General features: G+C 39.8%; 11 protein-coding genes. 9 read left to right on the forward strand and 2 right to left on the reverse strand.

Annotation, left to right across the window (positions count from 1 at the left end; all coding sequences use genetic code 11):
• Positions 1–312 precede the first annotated feature (312 nt).
• From FKN93_RS16565 to FKN93_RS16580, 4 genes are all read left to right on the forward strand, one after another.
• Positions 313–720 carry a hypothetical protein gene (locus FKN93_RS16565; protein ID WP_170905684.1) on the forward strand — a complete coding sequence of 136 codons (408 nt, stop codon included), beginning with the start codon at positions 313–315 and terminating at the stop codon, positions 718–720.
• A 178-nt stretch (positions 721–898) separates the two neighbouring features.
• Positions 899–1,069 carry a hypothetical protein gene (locus FKN93_RS16570; protein ID WP_001080654.1) on the forward strand — a complete coding sequence of 57 codons (171 nt, stop codon included), beginning with the start codon at positions 899–901 and terminating at the stop codon, positions 1,067–1,069.
• Positions 1,069–1,470: a type II toxin-antitoxin system death-on-curing family toxin gene (locus FKN93_RS16575; protein ID WP_170905685.1), complete on the forward strand. Its 402-nt coding sequence runs from the start codon at positions 1,069–1,071 to the stop codon at positions 1,468–1,470. The genes FKN93_RS16570 and FKN93_RS16575 overlap by 1 nt, the downstream gene beginning before the upstream one ends.
• A 143-nt stretch (positions 1,471–1,613) precedes the next feature.
• The gene (locus tag FKN93_RS16580) at positions 1,614–2,165 is read left to right on the forward strand and encodes a VRR-NUC domain-containing protein (protein ID WP_170905686.1); all 552 of its coding nucleotides are present in this window, start codon (positions 1,614–1,616) and stop codon (positions 2,163–2,165) included.
• A 135-nt stretch (positions 2,166–2,300) separates the two neighbouring features.
• On the opposite strand, the gene FKN93_RS16590 is transcribed toward FKN93_RS16580, so the two are convergent.
• A complete protein-coding gene (locus FKN93_RS16590) occupies positions 2,301–2,579 on the reverse strand; it encodes a type II toxin-antitoxin system RelE/ParE family toxin (protein WP_154170972.1) in 279 nt (92 codons plus the stop codon).
• Entirely contained in the window at positions 2,576–2,860 is a 285-nt protein-coding gene (locus FKN93_RS16595; protein WP_017040620.1) for a type II toxin-antitoxin system RelB/DinJ family antitoxin, read from the reverse strand. Before FKN93_RS16595 ends, FKN93_RS16590 begins: the two co-directional genes overlap by 4 nt.
• Positions 2,861–4,240: 1,380 nt before the next feature.
• On the opposite strand from FKN93_RS16595, the gene FKN93_RS16605 reads away from it, so the two are divergent.
• The 5 genes from FKN93_RS16605 to FKN93_RS16635 all read left to right on the forward strand — a co-directional run bounded on the left by FKN93_RS16605 (position 4,241) and on the right by FKN93_RS16635 (position 7,102).
• Positions 4,241–4,510, forward strand: a complete 270-nt coding sequence (locus tag FKN93_RS16605; RefSeq protein WP_004397250.1) for a DUF1778 domain-containing protein — start codon at positions 4,241–4,243, stop codon at positions 4,508–4,510.
• On the forward strand, positions 4,507–5,040 hold the full coding sequence (locus FKN93_RS16610) for a GNAT family N-acetyltransferase (protein ID WP_040905392.1): 534 nt from the start codon (positions 4,507–4,509) through the stop codon (positions 5,038–5,040). The genes FKN93_RS16605 and FKN93_RS16610 overlap by 4 nt, the downstream gene beginning before the upstream one ends.
• Before the next feature lie 147 nt (positions 5,041–5,187).
• The gene (locus FKN93_RS16615) at positions 5,188–5,700 is read left to right on the forward strand and encodes a GNAT family N-acetyltransferase (RefSeq protein WP_249374213.1); all 513 of its coding nucleotides are present in this window, start codon (positions 5,188–5,190) and stop codon (positions 5,698–5,700) included.
• 133 nt (positions 5,701–5,833) lie between these two features.
• A complete protein-coding gene (locus FKN93_RS16625) occupies positions 5,834–6,247 on the forward strand; it encodes a hypothetical protein (protein WP_170905689.1) in 414 nt (137 codons plus the stop codon).
• Between the two features lie 660 nt (positions 6,248–6,907).
• On the forward strand, positions 6,908–7,102 hold the full coding sequence (locus FKN93_RS16635) for a hypothetical protein (RefSeq protein ID WP_170905690.1): 195 nt from the start codon (positions 6,908–6,910) through the stop codon (positions 7,100–7,102).
• The last annotated feature ends 122 nt before the right edge of the window (positions 7,103–7,224 follow it).

The following is a 7,224-nucleotide window of genomic DNA, read 5'->3' on the forward strand; positions in this document are numbered from 1 at the left end:
TTAGGGGCTTTCTTTCTGCTCATAACAAACAGGATGAAGCACTGGAATGATCACTCAATAGTAAAAAGTGGATCAAGTGCTGAGTGTCACACTTTTTCTGTCAATAGGGGCTTGGTGAACACTTACGAAAAAGCGGTCAAATTAGCATCGCCCTAACAAGGCGTTAAAGAGGGATTCGCAACGCGTGGCATTTTCGTTATGCGTTGATTTTATTAGTTTTTAGTGCAATGCGGTGAGTTGGTCGTTGCGTTGCTCACCCCTTAACGCGGCGTTATGTGATATTGTAAATTCAGCTACAGAAAGGAGAATTAAGTGGCTAATTCAGTGGTAATTCAACAATCAAATAATCAATTGAAAGTAAATTCAGATGCTTATGATTTAAGCCGAATTGTTGGTGTTGAAGTAAAAGTTTTGACGTTCAAAGACCATCTTTTGAGAATGCTCCTTTTGGGTGCAATTTCATCGAGTTTACTTTTTATCTTTATCCCATCAGAACATCAGGAATATGGATTAGCTTTTGCGTCTTTTTTGCCATTCATAGCATTTTTGTTCGGTGCTTTTTTGGGTTTTGTTAGCAGTAATAAATACGAGTTTCGTTTGGAATTTAATCACTTAGATGAAACGGGGATTCAATGGTTTACGGCGGCAAAAAGTAGAAAAGCTAGTGATTATGTATTGTTCAAAGAGCAAGAAATGGAGCTCAAGCGCAAAATCACATAACAAAGCGTTCAAGAGGGATTCGCAACGCGTAGCATTTTCGTTATGCGTTGATTTTATTGGTTTTTAGTGCAATGCGGTTAGTTGGTAGTCGCGTTGCTCACCCCTTAACGCGGCGTTATGTTTTTTATCACGTTTTGGGGCTATAATCGGTCAAACCTTTATTGATAGTAGGTGTGATATGAATCGAAAAGTTGAAGCTTACGGCGTTGATGCTGTTGAAAGACCGAAAATTAAGGCTAGCAAAAAGCTTGATTTAACTGGTGATGCTGGTCGTCAAATTGTGAAGTCTGAAACAAAACTTGCTTTGCGTACCCATCAGAAGACATTCACTAAATTGGCTGATATGTAATGGATATCATCTGTTTTCCTTTTGAACGAGTGATCGAAATTAATGCTTTCATCCTAAAAACAGAACCAGGAATGAAAGGGGCAGTTGATATTCCTAAGCTTCAAGGGGCGCTAGGTCGAATCGATAATGCGATCGTTTATGAAGGACTGGATGATGTTTTCGAAATCGCAGCTAAATACAGTGCTTGTATAGCGGTTTCACATGCGCTACCAGATGCCAACAAACGCACAGGTTTGGCTGTGGCACTTGAATATTTATCACTTAACGATTTTGAGCTTACGCAGGAAAACGATTTACTTGCGGATGCAGTTCGAGATCTTGTTATCGGCATTATCAACGAAACAGATTTTGCCGACATTCTCTACGCACAATACGCAAAAGAACAAAATTCAGTTCTCTAAACATAACAAGGCGTTAAAGAGGGATTCGCAACGCGTAGCATTTTCGTTATGCGTTGATTTTATTAGTTTTTAGTGCAATGCGGTGAGTTGGTAGTTGCGTTGCTCACCCCTTAACGCGGCGTTAGTTGCTTCAAGGAGAGTCGATGAATTTTGAAATAACGGAAACAATTTTCTCTTATCCACAATTTCTTCTGGATGATTGGAAAAATGGTAATAAAGGCTGGATTCCCGAATCATTGTTTGTACCTCAAGATGTATACAATCAACCAAATTATCATTTTGGTGAATACTATGCTCTCAAAAAGTATCTAGAGCTAGGTTGGCAAGGAACGGCTTTTTATGCATTAGGTGATTGGGAATTAAACAATGATAAATACGAGCAAGGCCTAGCTGTTGTTGCCAAATATATCAATCCTACTCGATTAGCCATGTTGAAATTGCTTAGGCAAGGTTTAACATCAGGAGAACCTGATTTATTTCTTTACAAAGAAGATGGCTCAGTCCTTTTTGTAGAAGTAAAAAAGGGGGCCGATCGTCTTTCACAGTCACAGCTTGTATGTCTTTCACAAATTAAGTCGATTTTGGGCTGTGATGTTGCGGTTGTTTATCTAACGGAGGAGAATCAAGTATATGAACCCAAAACTTATATGCTTGATGTTATAGAGTTACCAGCTTCATGGATAGAACGCAACTAACAAACGGTTCAAGAGGGACAACCAACGCGTGGCATTTTTATTATGCGTTGGTTTTTGTGATTACGGTGTTATGCGGAAAGTTGGTAGTAGCGTTGGTTGCCCCTTAACCGGGCGTTAGTTGCCTACCGACTACAATCAATCGGTAGGGAATTTCTGCTTCTGGTGTAGAACTCGCATTATGCGAATAATTGAACCTTCTACCCAGTACGAAACGATCATTGAGATTTCGGGAATAATGAGTAGTCGTCCTCGAATTCCATCCCGTTGAACACCCATCAATGGTTGTTCGAGTAAGTTTTCTACTTTAGCCTCAATAATGTCATCAGTTTTTTCAGCAGCATTAGGGTTAAAGTCATAAAGAAACTCAAAGATCTTCTCACGATCATTTAGCGATTCCTCTTCCCATAAAATCATTGCTGGCCTCGATTACGAATTTTGGCCTTTCGTTCAGCCATTCGTGCTTTAGCTGAATTATGTTCAACAAATGAAGATTTTCCTGAGTCAAACTTCTCAAATGCTAGGTTTATTTGTTCAGTTAACCAAGCGTCATGAGATAATGTTTTTCTTTGTTGCTCAGCCATTTGTTCAGTAAGTTCACGGCAAGCATCGCTGAGTGTGCGACCTTGGCTCTCAGCCATTTGTTGGGCTAAACGTTTAATTTCGTCATCAACACGAAATTGAATTCTAGTGTCCATGAGTAGCTCCCTAAGTTTGCGTGTGTACAAATGTTAGCACTAGAATAGAGCAAGGGCAACTAACAAACGGCTCAAGAGGGATTGCCAACGCGTGGCGACTTTAGTTCAAAATTGAAGTTCAGTGTTTACAGTGTGTTTTTTAAGTTCGGCGGTGCGTTGTCAACCCCTTAATCGGGCGTTAGGTCACAACGGGATCACACGAATAATGTATGAAGATATCGAGTGAGTATGGAATAGCCAATAGGGTATAGAGGAAAGAAGGCAAAAAGGACGAATATTAGTCATTTCCATGATACCCTTGAGGCGCTTTCGTGCGCACCTTAATCGGGGCGCGATTGAAGCGTGACGCCCGCAAGACCTCAAGGTAGAGCGATGCCCAATACTTCGGCTTCGATTTTTGTCTTTTTCTTCAATTCTTTTTTGATAGTCAATAATGAACGAGAGACCATAGGCAACATTGGTCGTGACCTAACAAACGATTCAAGACAGACTCGCAACGCAAAGCATTGTTATTATGCGTGTAGTTTGGTGATAAAGTCGTTATGCGGAAGGTTGGTAGTCGCGTTGTTCGCTGCTTAATCGGGCGTTATGCTTTATTGAGCCTCAGCAAAATCAACATACAAATTTTAATAGGAAAACTTGGTCTGATTTTAGCGGTTTTTCATCCTAATTAATTGATAATATGAGTATATTGTTCTTTTTGGTGGTGATTGAAAGTTGAACGATGCTTTTGTGTTTTGGTCGGGTTTTGCTCTGATAAATTGTGTACGCAAAAGATTCAATTTTTGCTGAAAGGTCTCTTTCTTTGGCGTTGCTTGCTCATTGATTCCACTGGCTGTTTCGCTTCAGCATGTTTGGGATCTCATAAAATCTAGCTTGCTGGCAGTGTTTGGTTAGCGCAAGTTTATCGATGATAGTGCGCTTTTTTCCGGCTCTGCTCTGATAAATTGTGTTCGTAAAAGGTTCATTTGTCGCTGAAAGGTCTCTTCCTTTGGTGTGGTTGACCCCTTGATCCCGCAGGCTATTTCGCTTCAACTTATTTGGGATCTTATCGGCAACAATACTTGCTGAAAGTAGGCAAGTTTATCATTTTGAGTTAAAGTGTTCGTAACCAATAAATATTGAAAAAGTTCAATTTAATCAATAAGTAATAAAGCATAACAAACGCTTCAAGAGGGACTTCCAACGCGTGGCATTTTTATTATGCGTTGGTTTTTGTGGTTACGGCGTTATGCGGAAACTTGGTAGTAGCGTTGTCAGCCCCTTAAGCGGGCGTTATATTCTCTCTCGTTCCGTAAACTTTCCGTACTAATTGAATGTGCTTTAAATTTGCACTATAATCTTTCAAGTTACGGAATGCATCCGTACGTAGGAGGGATTATGGCTACGGCACGTTTAGATATCCGCCTTGATGAAGAGATCAAGGCAAAGGCCGAAAAAGCATCGGCTTTACTTGGTTTAAAAAGTCTCACTGAATATGTAGTGAGACTTATGGACGAAGATGCGACTCATGTTATTGAGGAGCATGAAAGTATTATGGTTAAAGACAGTGTCTTTGACGAGTTTATGGCTGCGTGTAATAAAGTAAAAGCACCGAATCAAGCTTTGCTTGAAGCGGTTAAATTTACAGATAAGAGTGGTATCAAGTGAGTTGGGGTAAAGAGTTTGTAGAACTTAGTAAATCAAAGCATGACCGCGACTCATTTGACTGTGGTGAGCAAGAGCTAAACACATTTATCAAAACTCAAGCGGCAAAGCACATGCAAGCAGGTATTAGCCGAACAATGGTTTTACCTAGTGCTCAACCACTGTTAAATCAAAAATTCGCTATTTGTGCATTTTATAGTGTTGCACCGAGTTCAATCAGTCGAGAAACATTGCCGGCCCAATTAGCAAAGAAACTTCCTAGGTATCCAATCCCTGTTTTTCTTTTGGCTCAATTAGCTGTGCACAAAGAGTATCATGGTTCTGGGCTCGGAAAAATTAGTCTAATTCGCGCACTGAAGTACTTGTGGGAAGTGAATCATCACATGAGGGTATACGCAATTGTTGTGGACTGTCTGACAGATTCGGCTCAAGCGTTCTATACGAAGTTCGGCTTTGAAGTATTGTGCGAACATAATGGGCGTATTCGTATGTTCTTACCAATGAAAACGGTAGAACAGCTTTTTAATCAATAGGCAACGAATATAACAAGGCGTTAAAGAGGGATTCGCAACGCGTAGTATTTTCGTTATGCGTTGATTTTTATGTTTTACGGTGTTGTGCGGTGAGTTGGTAGTTGCGTTGCTCACCCCTTAACGCGGCGTTAGGCATATAGGGAAATCATGAAGTTTAGAGTTAGAAAGGCATTACTAAGTGATGTTGATAAAATTGCATGTATACATGTCAATTCATGGGCTTATGCCTACAGTGGGTTGATGCCTCAAAGTTATATCGACAGTTACACCTTTGAAAAGCGTCAGAAATTATGGTTAAACATCATTCAGCGTGAACTAGCGGAAGTGCTCGTTGCGGATTGTGACGGAAAAGTGGGTGGCTTTTTGTGCTTTGGACAACCGAAAACCTTGAAAGGCACTGATGTTTATGAGCTGAGTTCTATTTATATCGACCCAGGTAAAATTGGTACAGGCGTTGGTCAATATTTATACGATGAATGCGAGAGTATGCTTCGAAAACTGAAAGCCAGAAAAGTTTCGTTGTGGGCACTTGATAGTAATGAATACGCATTAAATTTCTATATAAAGCAAGGTTTTATAGCCACAGGTGAGATCAATGAAGAACGTGAAAATGACGTTGTTCTAAATGATATCGAGTTGGCTAAGGAGTTATCTGCCTAACAAAGCATTTAAGAGGGACAGCCAACGCGTGGCATTTTTATTATGCGTTGGTTTTTGCGATTACGATGTTATGCGGAAAGTTGGTAGTAGCGTTGGCTGCCCCTTAATGCGGCGTTAGGTATTTGAGAAAGTTATGAAGAAAAACTGTAGAAACTGCCACTTGTTGACGAAAGAATATACATCTATTGACTCGGATTTTGAAACTTCAAATTCCTTTTCTAATGTAGAGCGTTGTGAAATTGACAGGATGAAAGCTAATCCTATAAAAGATCACTACGCTGCAAAATGTCATATGGGTGTTTGGCGAGAAGGTGCAACGAAAGATCCAGATTTTTACAAAAAAGTAATAACAAGTAATAGGAGCAACTGTTTCTTTTATCCGTATCAGAAAGGTATGTTGTTCAAAGCCGCTGAAATCATGCAAAAAAGACAGCAAGATAACGAGCATTTAAAACGTTCAAACATGTACACTCGAATCGGACTTTGGATTGCAGCGGGAGCATTGATTCTAAATGTTGTAGTTAACTACCTTAGCAAAAATACCTAACAAAGCATTTAAGAGGGACAGCCAACGCGTGGCATTTTTATTATGCGTTGGTTTTTGTGATTACGATGTTATGCGGAAAGTTGGTAGTAGCGTTGGCTGCCTCTTAATGCGGCGTTATGTTTTATTGAGCCTCAGCAAGATCAATTTACAAATTTTAATGGGAAAGTTTGGTCTGATTTTAGCGGTTTTCTATCCTAATTTATTGATATTATGAGTTTATTGTTCTTTTTTGTGGCTATTGAAAGTTGAACGATGCTTTTGTGTTTTTGTCGGGTTTGGCTCTGATAAATTGTGTGTGCAAAAGGTTCGATTTTTGCTGAAAGGTCTCTTTCTTTGGTGTTGCTTGCTCATTGATTCCGCAGGCTATTTCGCTTCAACTTATTTGGGATCTTATCGGCACCAATGATTGCTGAAAGTAGGCAAGTTTATCATTTTGAGTTAAACTGCTTCGAACAAATGAACGTTATAAAAGTTCAATATAATCAATAAGTAATAAAACATAACAAACGCTTCAAGAGGGACTTCTAACGCGCGGCATTTTTATTATGCGTTGGTTTCGGTGGTTACGGTGTTATGCGGAAACTTGGTAGTAGCGTTGTCAGCCCCTTAAGCGGGCGTTAGGCTTACTTGTTGTTAATTGATATATTTTAGGTGGGTTTTATGAAAAATGAATTGATAGAAATTATTTATGAGGGAGAAAACGGTAGAAGTGACATTAGGACTTACAGAGATTATGAAGATATTTTATATGTGTCCTTAGTTGATGTTATCCGTACTTTGAATCGTGAAAATAGAGAACACGATGAACGCCATATTATAAAGTCAATGGCAGGTATCCTTAAGGCTCAGCTCTGAAGGATCCCCTCATAAATCACCCAGCGCATAACCATATTGGTGAAGTTGCCGTGTAAGCTCTGCCCCTGCTTCGAGCAGCTCTAACGTTGTAATTTCGTAGTCTGACCTGCGTAGAACTTCCA

The sequence above is a fragment of the Vibrio sp. A8-1 genome, assembly GCF_013048685.1.
GTDB classification, from domain to species: Bacteria; Pseudomonadota; Gammaproteobacteria; order Enterobacterales; family Vibrionaceae; genus Vibrio; species Vibrio metschnikovii.